At 73.5% G+C, this 18,391-nt stretch carries 18 protein-coding genes and 1 pseudogene; 6 read left to right on the top strand and 13 right to left on the bottom strand.

What is annotated here, in order from left to right:
• Positions 1-131: 131 nt before the first annotated feature.
• Together C3489_RS17825 and C3489_RS17830 are read left to right on the top strand one after the other, a co-directional pair.
• On the top strand, positions 132-587 hold the full coding sequence (locus tag C3489_RS17825) for a carboxymuconolactone decarboxylase family protein (RefSeq protein ID WP_103782833.1): 456 nt from the start codon (positions 132-134) through the stop codon (positions 585-587).
• A gap of 55 nt (positions 588-642) precedes the next feature.
• A complete protein-coding gene (locus C3489_RS17830) occupies positions 643-1,110 on the top strand; it encodes an iron chaperone (protein WP_103782834.1) in 468 nt (155 codons plus the stop codon).
• Between the two features lie 67 nt (positions 1,111-1,177).
• On the opposite strand, the gene C3489_RS17835 is transcribed toward C3489_RS17830, so the two are convergent.
• Both C3489_RS17835 and C3489_RS17840 read right to left on the bottom strand, forming a co-directional pair.
• Complete coding sequence (locus C3489_RS17835) at positions 1,178-2,452, bottom strand: hypothetical protein (RefSeq protein ID WP_146075331.1); 1,275 nt, start codon at positions 2,450-2,452, stop codon at positions 1,178-1,180.
• 144 nt (positions 2,453-2,596) lie between these two features.
• Entirely contained in the window at positions 2,597-3,022 is a 426-nt protein-coding gene (locus C3489_RS17840; RefSeq protein ID WP_103782836.1) for an OsmC family protein, read from the bottom strand.
• Positions 3,023-3,207: 185 nt separating this feature from the next.
• Between C3489_RS17840 and C3489_RS17845 the strand changes: the two genes are divergently transcribed.
• Complete coding sequence (locus tag C3489_RS17845; protein ID WP_103782837.1) at positions 3,208-4,128, top strand: LLM class F420-dependent oxidoreductase; 921 nt, start codon at positions 3,208-3,210, stop codon at positions 4,126-4,128.
• 105 nt (positions 4,129-4,233) lie between these two features.
• Here C3489_RS17845 and C3489_RS17850 read toward each other — a convergent pair whose 3' ends face one another.
• On the bottom strand, positions 4,234-4,707 hold the full coding sequence (locus C3489_RS17850) for a GNAT family N-acetyltransferase (RefSeq protein WP_103782853.1): 474 nt from the start codon (positions 4,705-4,707) through the stop codon (positions 4,234-4,236).
• A 42-nt stretch (positions 4,708-4,749) separates the two neighbouring features.
• Positions 4,750-5,991: an MFS transporter gene (locus C3489_RS17855; protein WP_219821960.1), complete on the bottom strand. Its 1,242-nt coding sequence runs from the start codon at positions 5,989-5,991 to the stop codon at positions 4,750-4,752.
• Positions 5,992-6,510: 519 nt separating this feature from the next.
• Here C3489_RS17855 and C3489_RS17860 point away from each other — a divergent pair.
• Complete coding sequence (locus tag C3489_RS17860) at positions 6,511-7,146, top strand: hypothetical protein (RefSeq protein ID WP_258054761.1); 636 nt, start codon at positions 6,511-6,513, stop codon at positions 7,144-7,146.
• Here C3489_RS17860 and C3489_RS17865 read toward each other — a convergent pair.
• Genes C3489_RS17865 through C3489_RS17875 form a run of 3 tightly spaced genes read right to left on the bottom strand, consistent with a single transcriptional unit; the run spans position 7,131 to position 9,942 of the window.
• Positions 7,131-8,444 carry an NUDIX domain-containing protein gene (locus C3489_RS17865; protein WP_103782838.1) on the bottom strand — a complete coding sequence of 438 codons (1,314 nt, stop codon included), beginning with the start codon at positions 8,442-8,444 and terminating at the stop codon, positions 7,131-7,133. The two genes, C3489_RS17860 and C3489_RS17865, sit on opposite strands and share 16 nt — an antisense overlap.
• Positions 8,441-9,145, bottom strand: a complete 705-nt coding sequence (locus tag C3489_RS17870) for a Clp protease N-terminal domain-containing protein (RefSeq protein WP_258054762.1) — start codon at positions 9,143-9,145, stop codon at positions 8,441-8,443. Before C3489_RS17870 ends, C3489_RS17865 begins: the two co-directional genes overlap by 4 nt.
• Before the next feature lie 56 nt (positions 9,146-9,201).
• Positions 9,202-9,942 (bottom strand): SDR family NAD(P)-dependent oxidoreductase, encoded by a 741-nt coding sequence (locus C3489_RS17875; protein ID WP_103782839.1) that lies wholly within the window; start codon positions 9,940-9,942, stop codon positions 9,202-9,204.
• A 148-nt stretch (positions 9,943-10,090) separates the two neighbouring features.
• Between C3489_RS17875 and ppk2 the strand changes: the two genes are divergently transcribed.
• Positions 10,091-10,894, top strand: coding sequence for a polyphosphate kinase 2 (ppk2, locus tag C3489_RS17880; RefSeq protein WP_103782840.1), 804 nt, complete (start codon positions 10,091-10,093; stop codon positions 10,892-10,894).
• Between the two features lie 24 nt (positions 10,895-10,918).
• On the opposite strand, the gene C3489_RS17885 is transcribed toward ppk2, so the two are convergent.
• The 4 genes from C3489_RS17885 to C3489_RS17900 all read right to left on the bottom strand — a co-directional run bounded on the left by C3489_RS17885 (position 10,919) and on the right by C3489_RS17900 (position 15,748).
• Positions 10,919-11,758, bottom strand: coding sequence for a universal stress protein (locus C3489_RS17885; protein WP_103782841.1), 840 nt, complete (start codon positions 11,756-11,758; stop codon positions 10,919-10,921).
• A gap of 789 nt (positions 11,759-12,547) precedes the next feature.
• Positions 12,548-14,323: a GAF domain-containing protein gene (locus C3489_RS17890; protein ID WP_103782842.1), complete on the bottom strand. Its 1,776-nt coding sequence runs from the start codon at positions 14,321-14,323 to the stop codon at positions 12,548-12,550.
• A gap of 67 nt (positions 14,324-14,390) precedes the next feature.
• Positions 14,391-15,095 carry a response regulator transcription factor gene (locus C3489_RS17895; protein ID WP_103782843.1) on the bottom strand — a complete coding sequence of 235 codons (705 nt, stop codon included), beginning with the start codon at positions 15,093-15,095 and terminating at the stop codon, positions 14,391-14,393.
• Positions 15,096-15,307: 212 nt separating this feature from the next.
• Positions 15,308-15,748: a pyridoxamine 5'-phosphate oxidase family protein gene (locus C3489_RS17900; RefSeq protein ID WP_103782856.1), complete on the bottom strand. Its 441-nt coding sequence runs from the start codon at positions 15,746-15,748 to the stop codon at positions 15,308-15,310.
• A gap of 433 nt (positions 15,749-16,181) precedes the next feature.
• On the opposite strand from C3489_RS17900, the gene C3489_RS17905 reads away from it, so the two are divergent.
• Positions 16,182-16,487 (top strand): STAS domain-containing protein, encoded by a 306-nt coding sequence (locus C3489_RS17905; RefSeq protein ID WP_258054767.1) that lies wholly within the window; start codon positions 16,182-16,184, stop codon positions 16,485-16,487.
• 25 nt (positions 16,488-16,512) lie between these two features.
• Here the strand turns inward: C3489_RS17905 and C3489_RS17910 are convergent, their stop codons facing one another.
• Entirely contained in the window at positions 16,513-17,412 is a 900-nt protein-coding gene (locus C3489_RS17910; protein ID WP_103782845.1) for a universal stress protein, read from the bottom strand.
• Positions 17,413-17,723: 311 nt separating this feature from the next.
• Positions 17,724-18,391, bottom strand: a pseudogene (locus C3489_RS17915) (hypothetical protein); the annotation flags it as partial.

Here is an 18,391-nt window from a genome sequence, read left to right on the forward strand (position 1 = left end):
CGCCGCTGGTCAAGGCCGTTTCAGCTGTCCCAGGGTGTCCCATCGCCGTGGTCGTGGCACACCGGCCGCGCTGTCATGGAGTCACACCCCGAGGAGACGGGGCCACCGCACCGAACGAGGAGCCGACCGACATGCAGTCCCGAATGCAGAACCCCGCCGTCGTCCTGTCCGACGCGATGCAGCCCATCCAGCAGCTCTTCAAGGCCGTGCACTCCGGTGGCGTGGACGGGCAGATCCTGGAGCTGGTGCATCTGCGGGTCAGCCAGATCAACGGCTGCAGCGCCTGCGTCGACGGCGGCGCCAGGACCGCCCGCAAGGCGGGCGTGAGCGACGAGCGGCTGGCCACCGTCGTCGCGTGGCGGGAGGCGCCGTACTTCAGCGACGAGGAGCGGGCCGCCCTCGCGCTGGCCGAGGCGGCGACCCGGCTGGCCGACCGTCCCGACGCGGTGAACGACGAGATCTGGGACACGGCCGCCACCTACTTCGACGAGAAGCAGCTGGCCGCGATCGTCCTGATGATCGGCGTCACCAATCTGTTCAACCGGCTCAACGCCACGACCCGTCAGATCGCCGGCGCCTGGGGGTGAGACCACCCCTCGGCGAAGATGAACCCACCACCCGCGCCCCAGAAGGAGAAGTGCCATGACGAACGCACGCAAGTCCGCCGCCAACGACGAGCCGGCCGAGGGATTCACGGCCGAGGAGCGGGCCGCGATGAAGGAGCGCGCCAAGGAGGTGAAGGCGTCCGCGCGCCGTACCTCCAAGGCGGAGAAGGCGGCCGAGGACGAGGCCGCGGTGGTCGCGAAGATCGCCGAGATGCAGGAGACGGACCGGGTCATGGCCGAACGCGTCCACGCCATCGTCAAGGAGAGCGCCCCGCAGCTCGCCCCGAAGCTCTGGTACGGGATGCCCGCCTACGCCAGGGACGGCAAGGTGGTCTGCTTCTTCCAGAGTGCGGAGAAGTTCAAGTCCCGGTACGCGACCCTGGGGTTCAGCGACCAGGCGAACCTCGACGACGGCACCATGTGGCCGGCGGCCTACGCCCTGACCCGGCTGACCGCCTCCGACGAGGCACGCATCGCCGAGCTGGTGAAGAGAGCGGTGCACTGAGGCCCAGCGCCCCGACGGGGGTGGCGCTCCTCGCGCCACCCCCCGGGTGCCTGGCAGGACGGTGCGGTCAGGAGCCGTCGGCGTGGACGGCGTAGACGTACCGCTTGCCGGCGTACTCGCTGAGGTTCCAGATCACGGACTCGCTGTAGGCCCAGCCCGTGGTGGCGCTGCTGTGGAAGCTCAGGTCCTCGCAGCCGACGGCCAGGTTGCAGACGGTGCTCGCGGTCGAGGCGCCCGAGGTGAAGGTGCGCAGCGTTCCCGCGGACGAGCCGTTGCTCGCGGCGAGGTAGTGCTTGCTGTTCTGGGAGACGACGCCCTGGATCTTCTGCTGGGCGACGGTGACGGCCTCGGACGCGGTGGGCGAGGAGATCTGCCGGTTGGTGTAGTCGAGGTTCCAGCGGACCACCTTGGGCGTCGTGGTGGCCACGCCGGTGCCGCTGAAGGTGCCGTCGGTGTAGTCGACGGTGCCGGACGTCGAGTACTCGCTGACCACCAGGGAGTCGGGGCTGCTGGCGCGGTCCAGGCCGATGGCGCTGTAGCGGACGTACTTGCCGGTGTTGTCGTAGGCGGCGCTCTGCGGCAGGACGTACTGGTAGGAGTAACCGTAGTACTTGCCGTCGGTGTGCAGACCGCACACGTCCTTCTCGGCGGTGTCGACCGTGAACATCTTGGTCAGGTCGAAGACCCGCAGACCCTTGTAGGTGTCGACCATGTACAGCATGTCGCCGTACCACATGATGCCGCCGGCGTGCCTGCGGATCGGGTTGAAGGAGTACTCGCCGGTGGACGTCTTGACCGGCTCGACGAGCAGGACGTGCCGGTACGTCGGCGCGGAGGCGTTGGTGTTGTTGACGAACGACAGCCGTATGCCCTTGTCGATCGGGTACTCGTCGACGCCGTCGCCGTCCGGGTCGGTCTCGAAGTACCAGGAGACGGCGACGACCCGGTTGCTGCCGTCGGAGGGGTAGAGCCCGTCGCCGTAGGCGTCGGCGCTGGTGGTGACGCCCTGCGGGATCCAGTAGTCGACCGTCTGGTCGCCGCTCTCCCAGGTGAAGCCGGCGGCGAACGCCTGCACCGTGCCGGGGGCGCTGGTGAGGCGGGTGGCAGTGCGGTTGGTGTCGGCGATGACGGCCGTCGCGTCCACCGTGGGGAGCTTGGTCGCCAGGCCCGCGATCAGGTCGGCGTAGGCGCCGTAGCTGTTGCCGGTCCGGCTGGTGAGGCTGAACTGGCTCGCGTCGATGGTGGCCGCCTCGGCGACGGCCGGGAACAGCGCGCTGCCCGCGGCGGTCACGAACGGCGCGGCGGCCATGCCCTTGAGGATCGTCCTCCGTGTCATGTTCATGGGGCGGAAGATATGCGCACGTGATCACGTGGCACAACTCCCCCGTCCGGCGGCCGGTGTGCGCCGGCGCGGGTTCCGGCGCACAACCGGCTGGAGAATCGGCGAGTTCGGGGCGAGTCCGGAGATTCGCAGCGGCGGGACCGGTCAGGGCTCCTGGATCGTCGCGGTCACCGGCGTGCCGATCTCCACCGTGCGGCTGACCGTGCAGAGCCGGTCGTGGGAGGCCTTGACCGCCCGGGGCAGGATCGCGCGGGCGCGGTCCGCCTCCTCGCCGTCGGGGAAGGCGACGGAGAAGGTGACGGCGAGGTCGGTCATCCGGTTGCCCTGCTCGTCGCTGACCTTGTGGCCCGTCACCGTGACGAGGAACCGGTCCGCCTCGGCATGGCGCGCGGTGGCGACATCGACGTCGACCGCCGTGCAGCCGCCGATCGCGGCGAGCAGCAGTTCGACCGGGGTGAACTCGGCGCCCTCCGTGGCGAAGCTGATCGTCCCGCCACGGGCGTTGGTCGCGGTGAAGTGGCCGGTGGCGGTGCGCTCGACGGCGACGGAGCGCAGGGAGTCTTCGGTCATGGCACGGACCCTAGTACCCCCCGGCGCCGGCCGGCGTCCGGGACATGGCCGCGTCCACGGAGTAGGCCGGTCGGCGGCGCAACGACTTCGGCATGCCCGGCATCGGCACGGTGAGGTCGGCGAACGACACGCGGCGTTCATGAAAGGCGCGGAATCCCTTGCCTGGCAAGGCTGTTGACGCCGTCATGACTGTAGGAGTGACCATCGACACGCCCAGTGGCGCGCTCACCCTCGACGAGGTGGTGCGTCAGGCCCGCGAGGCGCGGGCGGCCGGCGTCAAGAGCGTCTGGTTCGGCCAGGCCTTCGGCTACGACTCCCTCACCGTCGCCGCCGTCGTGGGCCGCGAGGTGCCCGACCTCCACCTCGGCAGTTCCGCGCTCCCGGTGTTCGGCCGGCATCCGCTGATCGTGTCCAGCCAGGCGCAGACGGTCCAGGCCGCCACCGGCGGGCGCTACCACCTGGGACTCGCCCTCGGCACGAAGCTGTTCACGGAGGGCGCCTTCGGGCTGACCTTCGAGCGGCCCGTGGCCCGGTTGCGCGAATTCCTGCTGGCGCTGAGGCAGTTGACCGAGACCGGGAGGGCGGACTTCGAGGGCGAGCTGATCACGGCACGCACCCCGCTGCCCGCGTCCGTGCCGGGCGCCGAACCCGCCGTACCGCTGCTGGTGGCGGCCATGGGGCCGCAGGCGCTGGGGGTCAGCGGCCGGCTCGCCGACGGGATCCTGCCGTACCTGGCGGGACCGCGCGCCCTGGAGCAGCACATCGTGCCGGCCCTCAACCGTGCCGCCGCGGAGGCGGGACGGCCTGCTCCACGTGTCGTCGCCTTCGTGCCGGCCGTGGTCACCGGCGATCCCGACCGGGTCCGCGACAAGGCCCATGAGGCGCTTGGCTTCTATCAGCAGATCCCGTCCTACGCCCGGGTCATCGAGCAGTCCGGGGCCGCCCATCCGGTCGAACTCGCGGCCATCGGCGACGAGAAGAACCTCGCCGAGACCGTCCGCCGCTACCGCGACGCCGGCGCCACCGAGGTCGTCGTCTCCGGCAGCGATCTGGGCGGCCCGGACGACCGGCTGCGCACCTGGGAGGCGCTGGGGGAACTGGCCTGAAGGACCGCGGCTGTCAGGCCGGCCGGCGAACCGGCCTAACGGCCGCGACCGCGAAAGAGCCTGGCCGAAAGGACGGCCGCGGGAGCCTGCGGGAGAGCTTCGGCGTCAGCGCGCCGGCTGCTCCTGCCCGGCCGGGGCCTGCGCCGGTTCGCGCACCATGAAGACGTCCACGGCGTCCTCGGACTCCGTAGTGAACCCGTGCCGCTCGTACAGTCGCCGGGCGGCGCTGCCCTGCAGCACGTTCAGCCGGACGGGGACGCCCGCGCGGTCGCACCGCTCCAGCAGCCGGAGCAGCACGCCGGACCCTATGCCGTGGCCGTGCAGTTCGGGCGCGAGGTAGAAGTGCTCCAGCCAGTGGGCGTCCTCGGCCGGCCGCAGCGCGACGCAGCCTGCGAAGGCGCCGCCCACCTCGATGACCCAGGTGTGGGCCGGCTCGAAGCAGTCCCGCAGCCGCCGGCGCACCCGGTGCTCGTCGTACCGCCCGAGCCGCTCCAGATCGGGCCGCATGGCCACCGCCCGCAGTTCGACCGCCATGTCGATGTCCGCCGCCGACGCCGGGCGCAACTCCCAGTCCACCATGATCACTACGCTACCGTGCGGCATCCCCGCCGTACGGCCGGGTCAGGCGGCCCTGCCCGGCACGCGTTCGCGGACCAGGGCGTACAGCACCACCGACACGGCCATCACGCCGGCCGCCGTGAAGACGCCCGGGGCCCAGCTGCCGGTGGCGTCGCGCAGCACGCCGCTGACCACCGGGCTGGCCACCGCGCCGATCTCGGCGACCAGGTTGAACAGGCCGAAGAGGGAGCCGCGGTGCCTGTCGTCGGTCAGGTCGCCGAGGATGCTGTGGACGATGGGCTGCAGCGCGTTGAAGAACAGGCCCGAGCAGAACAGGATGAGGCCGAGCAGCAGCAGGGACGGCTTCCCCGCGAGCAGGCTCGCGCCGAACGCGGCGGCCAGCAGGGTGTGCACGCTCGCGCAGACCACCGCGAGCGGCTTGCGCCCCTTGCCGGCCCGCACCCGGCGGTCGGCGATCCAGCCGCCGACGGGGAAGCCGATGATGCCGGTGCCCGCGTTGAAGGCGGCGGTGAGGGCGGCGGCGGTCAGGCTGCTGTGGGCGGCCTCGGCGACGATCTGCACCGACCAGAACGAGAAGAACCACAGGTTCCACATGACGGCGACGAAGCCGATGTACACCAGCCACACATTGCGGTTGAGCAGGGCCCCCGCGTGCCCGGCCCGCGCGATGCCGCGCACCACGACCGTCAGCATCATCGCGAAGAGCAGACCCGAGCCGAGCGCGGTGAGCCACTCCGGCCAGCCGAACGCGTCGGCGACCAGGAAGAGCGCGGTGATGGCGACGGCGGCGGGGACCGAGTAGGTGATCAGCCGCAGGGCGGGCGGCCCGAGCCGCAGCGGCCGGTCGCCGCGCGCCCGGAAGAACGCCCAGGTCGCCGCGGCGACCAGCAGCGAGCACAGGCCGAAGACGTACAGCGGCACGCTCCACGCCCGCCCGCCCGGGCCCCAGGTGGTGGTGCCCCAGTCGATGAGGTGCGGGGTGGCCAGCACGCCGACGGTCAGGCCGATCGACAGGCCGGACAGGACCACGCCGAGGCCCATCGTGCGGCGTGCGGGCGGGGTGTGGGCGATGACGAGCACGCGGTCGTTGGAGTAGAAGACGCCCTCGCCGAGCCCGGTGAGCACCCGGGCCACCACGAATCCGACGAGCCCGCCGACCACACCGGAGGCCAGGGTCATCAGCCCGGCCCAGAGCAGGGAGACGACGAGCATCTCCCGGTGCCCGTAGCGGTCGCCGAGCCGGCCGCCCGCGTACTGGGTGAGCATGTAGCCGGTGAAGAACATCGACCCGATGAGGGCCGCCGAGCGCGGCCGGGTGGGTGGCGTCGCCGATGAAGCCGGCCTTGTTCTCGATCATCCAGGCCACCACGGGGCCGGTCACCGTGCGGTCGGCGTAGCTCACCAGCCAGCCGACGAGCAGAAAGCCCCACAGGTGCGTGGGGTGGCCGGAAAACAGCGGCCGGCGGGCGGTTTCGGCTGCTGCGGTGGCCGGTGTCGCGGTGCCGGGTCCGGTGGACTGGGCGGGATCCGTCATTGCGTCCCCCTTGACGCGGAAGGGCCTGCCGGGCGGGCGGCACCGGCCGGAAAGCGCTTGCTATCAGGTGCTGCCCGTCAAGATCGCAGCACCTGTCCCGCAGGTCAAGCGTTGACTTCGAGCAGTGAGGCGACTACGGGAGCGGGAAAGGATCCAGCCACTCCCCTTCGCCTGTCCGGGCGTTCCACCGGTTGAACTCCCTCAGGGGGAGGAGTCGTTCGCTCCGCTAGGGTCATGCCGATCATGTCAGCGACAAGAGAACGGACATCATGCACTTCAAGCGAGCACTCGCCGTGGGCGCCACGCTCGTGGCGCTGACGGCGACGGCGGGGTGCGGCGGCGACGACACCTCCGCCGGCTCCGACGGCACCGGCCTGCTCCCGCCCGCACCGTCATCGGCCGCGCGGGCCGGCTCCGGCAGCGGCGGCGGTGACGGCGACGGCGCGACCGAGCAGGGCTTCGGCGGTGACCTGCCCGAGGCGTCCGACATGGACACCCTCGCCCGCTACGTCGACCTCTTCACCTCCTGCAAGGAGGTGCAGCCCGGCACGCAGTACGACGCCGCCCACGACGGCTCGGACGCCGCCTGGGGCGCGCAGGAGGCGGCGGACCCGGCCTGGGGCATCCGGGAACGCGCCGTCTGCAAGGACTTCGAGCACCCCATCGCCCTGCTCCTGGTGTCGGACATGAGGAAGTTCCAGACCGCGGCCAAGAAGAACAACGACCTCTTCGCCGTCGGCAAGAACTACGCGGTCGTCCCCGTCGGCGACGACCAGATCCAGGCCCTGTCCCCCTCCGGGCTCGCCTTCCTGACCTGCGACCCCGACTTCTCGCCGCCGAGCGGTCACCGCACGGAGAAGGCGCTCGTCGACGGCTGCGTGCTCAGCGACTACTTCCCGTCCTGATCGGCGGCGTCCGGCCCGGCGAAGGGCGTGAAGTGAGCGGGCGGGTGGTCGATGGGCAGGCCGGGACGCCAGGCGGTGAGGATCTGGGCGCTGCACTCGAACAGGCCCGAGGGCAGCGCGTCCAGCGGCCACCAGCGCCAGTCGCCGACCCTCTCGCCGGGCTGGTCGGCCGGCTCGCCGCGCCACCGTGTGACGAGCGCGCCGAACGTGATGCGGACGACGTCGCCGACCTGGTCGACGAGCATGCCCAGCAGGCGGACGTCGGCCGGGTCGGCGTGCAGACCGGTCTCCTCGGCCAGTTCGCGGACGGCCGTCCGCTCCAGCGACTCGCCCGGCTCCACCGTGCCGCCGGGCAGCTCGATCGTCCCGCGCCGGTGACGGCCCAGCAGCAGACCCCGCGGCCCGGCCACGACGATGCCGACCCCGGCCGCCGCCTGCGGGACGGGCGGTCGCGCGGTGCGGGGGCGGGAGGTGATCCGGGCGGGCCTGCGCACCTCGAAGAGCCGGTAGGAGGCATGGTTGCCGTCCTCCGGTGCGTCCAGCGCGGTCACCTTCTCGACCCGCAGCCCGTAGCGCGCCAGCAGGTCCTCCCACAGCTTCGGGGTGAGCACCCACATCAGGCAGGTCAACTCGCCACCGCCGGCAAGGCGCAGGAGTTCGGGCCGGGGCGTCACGGCCGAAGAGGGCCCGTCCCCGGCCGAGTTGGTGTGCAGCACGGTGAAGCACAGTCGGCCACCGGGTCGGAGGGCCGCCGCCAGGGCGGGCAGTAGTCGGTGCGGGTCGATGAAGTGGAGGGCGGACAGGGAGTAGATCACGTCGTACGGCGCCGACGAGCGCAGATGCGCGACGGCGTCCGCCTGGATCAGCCGCAGGCCCGGCAGGTCGCCGTAGTGTGTCCGGGCCCGCTCGATCTGGGTCGGTGAGGCGTCGACCGCGTCCACGGCGGCGCCGCGCGCACGGGCGAGATGCGCGGCGTGTCGGCCGGGGCCGCAGCCGAGGTCGAGAACCCGCAGGCCCGTCAGGTCCCCGAGGACGTCGTCCCCCGGTCCGGTGCCCGCCGGACCCCAGCCGATCTCCTCCACCTCGGCCAGGGGTGTGGCCCGGCGGATGTGGTGCGCCCCGTAGGCGTGCCAGACCTCGGCGTTGACCTTCTCGGCGTCCGCCGTACCGTCTCCGTGCGCGGCCGTGGTGCCGTCCTGGGGTGCCTTCTCCCCTTCGCGCGGCGCCTGCGTCACTTCGCTCGGGTGCTGCTTCTGCCCTTCGCGCGGGATGTCCTCCCCGTCACGCCGGCCCGTCATCGCGGCTCCTTCGCCGGTTCGTCACCGAGCATCGCCAGGTCGGTGCCCGCCTCCGCGAGAACCGCGGCGGCCGTGCCGCGTGCCAGCCGGGCCAGGCCGACGAGCAGGTCCGCGCAGTCGATGTGCTGCGAGCCCCGTTGCTCGGCGCGTGCCTCCGCGGTGGCCATGGCCCTGCGGGAGTACGGCGTCCACGCGATCCGTTCGGCGGCCTGGGAGGCTCCCTGACGCAGCCGGGCGCCGACGGCGTCGTGGACCGCCTGGGGCGATACGCCCGCGGACTCCAGCAGCCGGGTGGCGCTGTTGGTCCGGGCGGTGAGGCCCCACAGGAGGTGTTCGGTGCCGATGTAGTTGTTGCGGTGGGCCACCGCCGCCTGCTTGACGTGGACCATCGCCTCTCGGAGGTCCTCGGTCATGGTCTCGGGTCCGTAGCGCTTGTGCGGCGCGTGGAAGCGCTGCTGCACGGCCTGCCGGGTGACGCCGAGCGCCGCGCCGATGTCGGTCCACGAACTGCCGTGCATCCGGCAGTGCTCGACATAGTCCTCGACCAAGTCGTCGGCCAGGGCCTGGAGTCGGCCAGCGATGCCGGCGGCGGTGGACAGCAGTGCGAGCCAGTCGGGCTGTTCCTGGTCTCCGGGGCGGTGCGCGGTGGCACATGTCCGGTCCACTTCGGCGATGAGGTCGTCCAGATCGGGAAGGGCCATGAGGCAAGTACGCCTTGACAATTCCCGGCTGTCAAGGCGCACTTGCCCGGCGTCGGTCAGGTCAGGTTGAGGCCGCCGTCGAGCATGATGACCTCGCCGGTGAGGTAGGTGTGGGCGATCACCGACGCCACCAGGTCGGCCACGTCGGCGGGTTGGGCCGGGCGGCCCATGGGGGCGCGCTGACGCCACAGGTCGTGCGCGTCGGCCCAGTCCTTCGTCATCGGCGTGTCCACCAGCCCCGGCGCCACCGCGTTGACCCGCACACCGGGTGCGAGTGCCGCCGCGAGCAGCCGGGTCACGTGGTTCAGTGCGGCCTTGCTCGCCGCGTACGGCACCGACGAGCCCTTGGGCCGTACCCCGGCGTGACTGGTGATGTTCACGATGCTGCCGCCGCCGGGAGCCCGGCGCAGCGCCGGGAGCGCCGCCGTGCACAGCACCCACGGGGCGATCAGGTTGACCTCCAGCGTCTCGCGCCAGTGGGCCGGCGCCGCCGCGGCCAGGTCGTGGTGCGGTACGGGCCAGCTGATGCCGGCGTTGTTCACCAGCACGTCCAGCCGCCCGTACCGGTCGACGGCCCGCTCGACCAGCGCGCGGGCCTCGTCCTCCACCGCCAGGTCCGCACGCAGGTACGTCCCGCCCAGCTCGGCCGCCAGTTCCTCGCCCGCCCGCGCGCTGCTCCGCGAGTGCACCACGACCCGCATGCCGTCGGCCGCCAGCCTGCGGGCGACGGCCTCCCCGATACCCGATGTGGACCCGGTGACCAGGGCGACGGGCCGTTCCGTTCGTTCCGTGCTCATGACGGCCGATCCTGCCATCGCCGCCGCCGGCCCCGTGCACCACGTGCCGTTGCCATGCCGCGTCCACGAGGCGCGGCGGCGGCGCGGGTGCCTACACTGCGAGCGTCGACGGCGGCGGGCCCGGTCAGGGGCCAGGAAGGCGGGCGACATGGCCGGCCGGAAGGCGGCGAAGGTGCCGCGCAAGGTCTACGAGCGAGAACTGCTGCGGCTGCAGACGGAGCTGGTGCAACTGCAGGAGTGGGTGCGGGCCGAGGGCGCCCGGCTGGTGGTCGTCTTCGAGGGCCGTGACGCGGCCGGGAAGGGCGGCACCATCAAGCGGGTGGCCGAGCATCTCAACCCGCGCGTCGCACGCATCGCGGCCCTGCCGACACCGACCGAGCGCGAGCGCTCCCAGTGGTACTTCCAGCGGTACGTGACGCATCTGCCGGCCGCCGGGGAGATCGTCCTGTTCGACCGCTCCTGGTACAACCGGGCCGGGGTGGAGCATGTGATGGGCTTCTGCACCAAGGAGGAGCACCTGCGTTTCCTGCACCAGTGCCCGATCTTCGAGCGGATGCTGGTGGAGGACGGCATCCTGCTGCGCAAGTACTGGTTCTCGGTGAGCGACACCGAGCAGCAGGAGCGGTTCCGGCGCCGGCTGGAGGATCCGCTGCGGCGGTGGAAGCTCTCCCCGATGGACCTGGAGTCGATCACGCACTGGGAGGCGTACTCGCGGGCCAAGGACGAGATGATGGTGCACACCGACATCCCGGAGGCGCCCTGGTACGTCGTCGAGAGCGACGACAAGCGGCGGGCCCGGCTGAACATGATCGCCCACCTGCTCGACTCGGTGCCGTACCACGACGTGCCGCCGCCCTCGCTGAAACTTCCGGAGCGGCCCGAGTCCACCGGGTACGAGCGCCCGCCGCGCGAGCTGCGGACCTACGTCCCGGATCACGCCGCGAACCTGTGACGCGTCCTAGGCCCGGGTGAGCCTTCAGACCGGTTGCGGTACGACGGCCACGGGGCAGCGCGCGTGATGCAGCAAGGCGTGGGCCACCCTGCCCAGTTGCAGACCCCGGCGGCCGGAGCGATGCCGGGCGCCCACGACCACGAGATCCTCGGCCGCGGAGAAGTGGACCAGCACCGTGTGCGCCGGGCCCTCGACCGTCGCACGGCGTACCGGCACCCGGCGGTGCGCCGCTTCCACGTCCCGCAGCGCGGTGTCGAGTACGGCGGCGGCCCGCTCCTCCTGGAGGCGCGCGCGATCACCGACGTGCACGGGGCGGCGCCACGCGTGCACGGCGTCGAGACGGCAGCAGCGGGCCTCGGCCTCCCGGAACGCGAAGCGCACCGCCGTGGTGCCGGCCTCCGGGCCGCCCACGCCCAGCAGGATCCGCTCATGCGCACCGGCCAGGCCGGCCCGGTCGCCGCGGACCACGATCACGGGGCACGGCGCGTGGGCGGCGACGGAGAACCCCACCGAGCCGAGGAGCAGGCCCGGCAGTCCACCGTGGCCGCGCGCACCGATCACCACGGCGAAGGCGTCGTGGCCCCGGCTCACCAGGGCGTCCACCGGGTCCTCCGGCGCCACGTCCGTCGCCACGCTCACCCGGGGATCGCGGCGCTGCGCCCGCTCGGCGGCGGCCTCGACGACGGCCGGCGCCCGGGGCGGTCCGTCTCGGTGTGCCATGCCGGTGGACTCGTAGCGCTCCCAGAGGGAGGCGTGCACCAGCAGCAGGGTCAGACCGTGGCGGACGGCCTCGTCGACCGCCCAGTCGAGCGCAGCGGCGCTCGCCAGGGACCCGTCGACCCCCACGACGAGAGGCAGCTCCATGCGCACACCGCCTTTCGCCTGCCGGATGAACCACGAGGCACGGGATCCGAGGCCCACACTCGCACCCCGGAGTCCGCAACGGGTAGAGGCGACCCGACCCCTGCGGGCAGGCCGTCCGGCCCTGCGGGCGCGGGCTGGGTGGTCCCGCCGGGATGGCCGGGATGGTCCCGTCGGGATGGGCGGGGTGGTCCCGCCGGCACGGGCTGGGTGGTCCCGCCAGCGCGGGCGTGGTGGTCCCGCCAGCGCGGGCGTGGTGGTCCCGCCAGCGCGGGCGTGGTGGACCCGCCAGCGCGGGCGTGGTGGACCCGCCGGCACGGGCGGGGTGGTCCCGCCGGCACGGGCGGGGGGACCTGCCGACGCCAGGCTGGAGGATCTGCCGGCGCGGGCTGGGCGGACCGGGCCGACCGGCGAGGGGCACCGGCCACCGACCGGGCGTTGGAGACCGTACGGGGCCGACGGCCCGCGTCGGCCGACGCGGGCCACCAGCCGGTGGCCACCAAACGGACGTCGGAGACCAGGCGGCGTCGCCCGCCGCCACAGGTCCGGCGGGGCTACGACAGAACCCCCGGCCTGGAGCCCACCGCTGCGGCAGGGCCACGGCAAGCAGCCCGGCGGCCGCAGCAGACCCCCGGTCCGGAGCCCGGCAGATGCGGCAGGCCAGCGGTCCGGCGGCCGCAGCGGGGCCGTGGGGCAGGGCCTGGCGGGGCCGCAGGGCAGGGCCCGGAGGAGCCGCAGGGCAAGGCCTGGATGGGCCGCGGGCCAGGGGCCCGGTGTCGTCGGCGGGGCCGGTCAGGGGCTCGGTGGGGGAACCGGGAGCGGGGCCTGCCAGGTCAGGCGGGTGCCTCCGCCCTCGGGGGTCTCCCAGTTCAGCGTGCCGCCCAGGTGCTCGGCCCGTTCGGCCAGGTTGCGCAGGCCGCTGCGGCGGCCCCCGGCGGGGATGCCCACGCCGTTGTCGGTGAGGGTCAGCCGCACCTCACGGCCGTCTGTCACCAGCACCACGTCGGCACGGTCGGCGTGCGCGTGCCGGGCGATGTTGGTGAGGCCCTCGGAGAGCACGGCCAGCACCTGGTCGGCGATCTCGCGCGGTACGTCCGTGTCGAGCAGCCCCTCCATGCGCGCGCTGGGCGCGTAGCCGAGCACCGGGGCGGCCTCGCCCACCGCCTGTACGGCACGCGCGCGCAGCCCTGACCCGCCGCCCCCCTCCCGGGCGCGCAGGGCGAAGATCGTGGACCGGATGATCTTGATCGTCTCGTCGAGGTCGTCCACGGCCCGCGCCACGCGCGCGGAGGCCTCGGAGTGCTCGATGAACCGGCCCGCGCTCTGCAGGGTCATCCCGGTGGCGAAGAGCCGTTGGATGGCCAGGTCGTGCAGATCGCGGGCGATCCGGTCGCGCTCCTTGAGCACCGCGATCTCCTCCGCGTCCTGGCGGCGCTCGGCGAGCTCCATGGCGACGGCGGCCTGCGCGGCGAACCCCTGCAGCGGTTCGATCTCCTTCTCGGTGAACGGGATCTGCCCGGCGTCGCGGACCAGCAGCACCACACCCCGTGCGCCCTGGCCCGTGCCGATGGGCGCGGCCACGGCCGGGCCGAGGCCGATGAAGCGCCGGCGTCCGGCCGTGACGCGGTTGTCGTGGGAGGCGTCGGGGCTGGTCATCGGGGTCCCGGTGGCGAAGGCCGTGCCCATGAAGCTGCCCTCCACGGGCAGCACCAGCCCACGGTGGGCCTCCGCCTGTGCTCCGATGGCCAGTTCGACGGTGAGCGACCCGGTCCCCTCCATCGGTATGGCGACCACCGCCAGCGCGGCACCGGTGATCTCCCGGGCGCGCTCCGCGATCAGCCCGAGCACCTGGGCGTGCTCGCTGCCGGACATCAGGCTGTGGGTGATCTCGGCGATGGCCCGCAGCCAGCGTTCCCGCAGCCGGGAGTTCTCGTACAGGCGCGCGTTGTCGATGGCCACGCCGGCCGCGACGGCGAGGGTGGACAGGACCGCCTCGTCCTCCTCGTCGAACTCGACCCCGCCCCGTTTCTCGGTCAGGTACAGATTGCCGAACACCTGCTCGCGCACCCGGATCGGGACGCCGAGGAAGGTGCTCATCGGCGGATGATCCCGCGGGAAGCCGTAGGAGGCCGGATGCTGGGACAGCTTCGCCAGGCGCAGCGGCTCCGGGTGGCGGATCAGCTCGCCCAGGATGCCGTGTCCCTCCGGGAACGGGCCGATCCGCGCGATCTGCTGGTCGCTTACGCCGACCGTGTGGAAGGCCGACAGCCGTCTGCCGTCGGGGCCGATCACCCCCAGCGCCGCGAACTCGGCGTCGACCAGCGTGGCCGCGGCCTCGACGATGCTGTGCAGGGCCTGTTCCAGATCCAGCTCCCGGCCGACGGAGAGCACCGCCTCCAGCAGGCTGTGCACCCGGTCCCTGGTGCCGCGGGCCGCGTCCAGCCGGGCCTGCAGCTCCGCCAGCAGCTCATCGAGTCTGAGCTGCGGAAGCCGCACGCGGGCCTCGTTGTCCCCGGCGCCTGCCACGCGTGGCTCCTCCCGATCCCTGCCGTGCCGTCGGCCGGACATCGCCGTCATCTGCCACGGTATCGGGCCTGGGGCTGGACGCCCACGTGAACCGGGTGGGTGGCCCTTCTCACCGGGGCTGTCCGGGGTCTCCCGGCGGGCGGAGGCGGTCGTGGGTCTGGCTGGCGATGACGGCGGCCTGGACACGGCGTTCGACACCGAGCTTGGCCAGCAGGCGGGAGATGTGGTTCTTCACCGTCTTCTCAGCGAGGAACAGCCGCTGTCCGATCTGCCGGTTGGTCAGGCCCTCACCGATCAGGGCCAGGATCTCCCGCTCCCGTTCGGTCAGCCCGGGCAGCGCGTCCGGCTCCTCCTCGGCCCGGCCGTGCCGCAGCCGGGCCATCAGCCGCCCGGCGGCGCTGGGGTCCAGCAGCGACTGGCCCGCGGCCACCGTGCGCACGGCGGAGACCAGGTCGGAGCCCTGGATCTGCTTGAGCACGTACCCCGCGGCGCCGGCCATGATCGAGTCCAGCAGGGCGTCCTCGTCGTCGAAGGAGGTCAGCATCAGGCAGGCCAGGTCCGGCAGGCGCGAGCGCAGGTCCCGGCACACGGTGACGCCGTCGCCGTCCGGGAGGCGTACGTCGAGCACCGCCACGTCGGGGCGCAGCGCCGGCACGCGCACCAGGGCCTGCTCGACGGTGGCGGCCTCCCCGACCACGGTGATGTCGGGCTCGTCGTTGAGCAGGTCGTGCACTCCGCGCCGTACGACCTCGTGGTCGTCCAGCAGGAAGACCTGGATCGGTCTCTCGGCGCCGGCCGGCCGGCTGTCCGACATGAGCTGCTCCCGTCGTGGGTGGCTGTCCGCCCAGGGGGCTGCGACGCCCCCTGAAAGAGATCATTCGCCGTCCGGGACCGGAACGCCAGGGCCGGTCGGCCCTGTTGCCACGGGCCGTACGGGTCGGCGCCGCATGGCCCGTACGGGTCATGGTGACAGGTCGACCGGGTCAGGGGGCAGGCCGTACGGGTCGGGGGGACAGCCCGGACAGGTCACGGGGACAGGCCGGCGGCCCAGGGGCCCTGTCCCGTGTGCAGTTCGCGGCCCGTCACCAGTTCCGGTGTCACCCTCACGAAGACCTCCTGCGGCGAGGGCGCCCAGGAGCGGGGGCCGGTGCGGAGCAGCCGTGCGTGTTCGGCGGGGTCGGTGACCACCGCCGCGGCCCCGGTGACGACCACGCTCCAGCCGCTGCGCCGGGCGGGGTCGACGTCGTCGGTCTCGAAGGCGACCACCGCCCCGTCGACCGCGCGGACCAGTCCCGAGTCGGCGCGGGCGCACACGAGGACGGACCCGTCGGCGTCCAGGCGGAACGCGACGGGCAGTACGGCCGGCAGGGCCTGCCGTGTGTACACGAGCCGGCCGACGCCCACGGCCGCCATCAGCCGCAGGCACTCTCCCCGGCAGAGTTCACCGAATCCGTCGTCACGGAGCACGGCGTCCAGGTCGCCCGCCGGGTGCTCCTCCAGCGGGCCCGGACCGCTCGGGGACATGCCCGCCCGGGTGACTGCGTGCTCCCGGGTGAGTCCCGGCTCCGGACGGCGCGGGGCAAGGCGGCGTCCCAGGTCGCCCGCCGGGGTCTCCCGCACCGGGCTCGGCACGCTGTGCTCGGCCATGGTGTGCCCTTCCTCTGCTCGGCCGCGTGAACGGTCGCGTCATGGCTCCACCCTGACGTGATCGGCGGCACGGCGCTTGGGCCGGTCGGCCCCACCCGCCCGGCCGACGGGGCCCACCGCGGGCTGCAGGGACCCCCGGGGCCGCAGATGGGGCCTTCCGGCCCTACCTCCCGAGCCGTGGTGCCGATTGTCTCTGTGCATGGACGACATCCCGCACCCGTCCGCGCCGGAAGCCACGGAGCGCGTTCACCGGATGGATCGCTCCCACGGTGAGGCGACCCTCGTGGAACTCCGGGGAGACATCGACCTGCTCACCGCACCGGCTCTGGCCGACCGGCTGGACGCGCTGACGGCCGGGCGCCGGCCCGACGTGGTGATCGACCTGCGCGCGGTGAACTTCATCGACTGCTCCGGACTGCGCGTCCTGTGCCGGGTGCGCAGCCGGGCCCTGGAGCGGCGCGGCCGGCTGCGGCTGATCTCGGACAGCCCGCGCTTCCTGATGATCCTGCGCCACGTGCGCCTGGCGGACGTCTTCGAGATCCACCCCGGCCTGCCCTAGAGCCCGGTGTGGCCGCGCGGGCCGCTCACTCGTGGGAGACCAGCGCGACCGGGCACCGTACGTGGTGGATCAGGGCGTGCGGGACGGGGCCGGTGTGCGGGCGCCCCTCCGTGCGGCGCCTGCGGATGCCCGCCACGACCAGGCCCGCTCCGCCCGTGGCCCGGACGAGGACGTGCGCCGGACGGCCTTCGTGCAGGTTCTCCCGTACGGCCACCGCCGGATGCTTGCGCCGCCAGGGCTCCAGCAGCCGCTCCAGCTCCTGCTCCGCCGCGGCCCTCGTCCGGGCGCGGTGGGCGGCGGCCGGGCCGCCCTCGGCGTACGGCACGTGCCAGGCGTGCACCGCCCGCAGCGGGGCTCCGCGCAGTTCGGCGGCGCGGAAGGCGAAGTCCAGCACCTCCTCGTACGTCCCGTCGACGTCGACGGCGACCGTGACGTCGCGGAGCGGGGTGCGGACCGACGGCCTGCCGTCGCTGTCCGGGAGATGCTCGGACTCCGCGGTCTCGTCGGCCCGCACCAGCACGATCGGCCGTTCCATGCGGGCCGCGGTCGCCATGGCGACCGCCCCGGACACGAATCCGCTCAGGCCGCTGCTCCCCTGGCTCCCGATCACCAGGAGGTCGGCGTTCTCCGCCTCGCCGAGCAGTGCGGAAACGGGCGGCCCTGCGACCTGCTCGGCGGAGACCGCGAGCCGCGGATAGCGCCGGCCGAGCTGACCGAGCGCGCCGTGCAGCACCCGGCGGGCGTGCTGCTGCGGAGCCCTCAGTTCGGGCAGCGAGAACTCGGTGCCGCCCTCCGGCAGGCCCCCTTCCCAGGCGTGCACGAGCCGCAGCGGCACGCCCCGGCGCAGGGCCTCGCGGGCCGCCCAGTCCGCCGCCGCGAAGCCCTCGCGGGAACCGTCCACGCCGGCCACGACCGATCTGATCACGGCCCTCACCTCCCTGGTCGCCCGGTGGGTGTGCGCCGGGCGGGGGCCGGCCGCCGCCCGCCTCGGCGAGCGCGGGCGGGAGGCACACCTCCGCGGCCGGGTCCGCGCCCCCCACCAGGGTCCCTCCGCGGGCGGGAGTCGGAAACCCCGGGCCTTGCGAGCGCGGCTTCGGGGACCGGCAACTCCGAGCGTCCCTCCGGGTACCGGCACCCGGGGAACCCCGGCCCTCCGAGCGTGCTTCCGTGGACCGGCGCCCGGGAAGGGCCACCGGTCCCCGGACGGCGGGCCGCACGGCCCGGGCCCGGCGTGGGCTATCGCCGTGCCTCTGCGTAGGAGCGATCGCCGACGACGGCGGGCGTCGCTCCCCCGTCGGGCGCGGGACTGCCGGGCCGGTCGTCGCCCTCGGTGACGCTCCCGTGGCGCTCCCGCAGGACCTGCAGCAGCGGGCCCAGGGGCGCGTCCGGGAACGGGGTGCCCGACGTGGTGGAGACGCCGTAGGTGTCGTGGAGCCAGAAGGCCCACTGGGCGGTGGTGGGTTCGACCCGGAACTGGGCGACGAAGGCCCGGTAGGCGTCCGCGAACCGGTCGGCGGCCGACTCCGCCGTCTCCTTGGGGCCGAGCAGCGACTCGGGCTCGGCGGGCTCGTCGGTCAATTCCGGGGAATCCATGGGCTCGGGCAGCGCCAGCCGCAGCTCGCCCGCGCCACGCCGGACGCGGCGGGCCGCCTCGACCGCGGTGGCCGCTGGGGCGGCCGTGGCGGCGGGGGCGGCGGGCCGCTCGCTGTCGACGTGGTCGGGCGATACGCCGATGCCTGCTGCTGCCAGGCCTGCCGGGGCCGTTTCCGACAGGGGGACGCCGTAGCGGGCCAGGCGCAGCGGCATCAGGGATTCCACCGGGGCCTTGCGGCGCCAGGCGCGGCCGAAGCGGGAACGCAGGCGGGCCTGGTAGACCAGGCGTTCCTGTTCGAGCTTGATGACCT

Origin of the sequence: Streptomyces sp. Ru71 (assembly GCF_002920535.1) — a bacterium.
Lineage (GTDB): Bacteria > Actinomycetota > Actinomycetes > Streptomycetales > Streptomycetaceae > Streptomyces.

Coding starts and splice junctions, on each gene's coding strand:
- C3489_RS17865 (WP_103782838.1), bottom strand. CDS start 8,444: ATGACGGGCCGGCGTGACGGGGAGGACATCCCGCGCGAAGGGCAGAAG.
- C3489_RS17840 (WP_103782836.1), bottom strand. CDS start 3,022: ATGACCGAAGACTCCCTGCGCTCCGTCGCCGTCGAGCGCACCGCCACC.
- ppk2 (WP_103782840.1), top strand. CDS start 10,091: ATGGCCGGCCGGAAGGCGGCGAAGGTGCCGCGCAAGGTCTACGAGCGA.
- C3489_RS17860 (WP_258054761.1), top strand. CDS start 6,511: ATGCACTTCAAGCGAGCACTCGCCGTGGGCGCCACGCTCGTGGCGCTG.
- C3489_RS17875 (WP_103782839.1), bottom strand. CDS start 9,942: ATGAGCACGGAACGAACGGAACGGCCCGTCGCCCTGGTCACCGGGTCC.
- C3489_RS17890 (WP_103782842.1), bottom strand. CDS start 14,323: ATGTCCGGCCGACGGCACGGCAGGGATCGGGAGGAGCCACGCGTGGCA.
- C3489_RS17845 (WP_103782837.1), top strand. CDS start 3,208: ATGACTGTAGGAGTGACCATCGACACGCCCAGTGGCGCGCTCACCCTC.
- C3489_RS17835 (WP_146075331.1), bottom strand. CDS start 2,452: ATGAACATGACACGGAGGACGATCCTCAAGGGCATGGCCGCCGCGCCG.
- C3489_RS17905 (WP_258054767.1), top strand. CDS start 16,182: ATGGATCGCTCCCACGGTGAGGCGACCCTCGTGGAACTCCGGGGAGAC.
- C3489_RS17825 (WP_103782833.1), top strand. CDS start 132: ATGCAGTCCCGAATGCAGAACCCCGCCGTCGTCCTGTCCGACGCGATG.
- C3489_RS17895 (WP_103782843.1), bottom strand. CDS start 15,095: ATGTCGGACAGCCGGCCGGCCGGCGCCGAGAGACCGATCCAGGTCTTC.
- C3489_RS17885 (WP_103782841.1), bottom strand. CDS start 11,758: ATGGAGCTGCCTCTCGTCGTGGGGGTCGACGGGTCCCTGGCGAGCGCC.
- C3489_RS17850 (WP_103782853.1), bottom strand. CDS start 4,707: ATGGTGGACTGGGAGTTGCGCCCGGCGTCGGCGGCGGACATCGACATG.
- C3489_RS17870 (WP_258054762.1), bottom strand. CDS start 9,145: ATGGCCCTTCCCGATCTGGACGACCTCATCGCCGAAGTGGACCGGACA.
- C3489_RS17855 (WP_219821960.1), bottom strand. CDS start 5,991: ATGTTCTTCACCGGCTACATGCTCACCCAGTACGCGGGCGGCCGGCTC.
- C3489_RS17830 (WP_103782834.1), top strand. CDS start 643: ATGACGAACGCACGCAAGTCCGCCGCCAACGACGAGCCGGCCGAGGGA.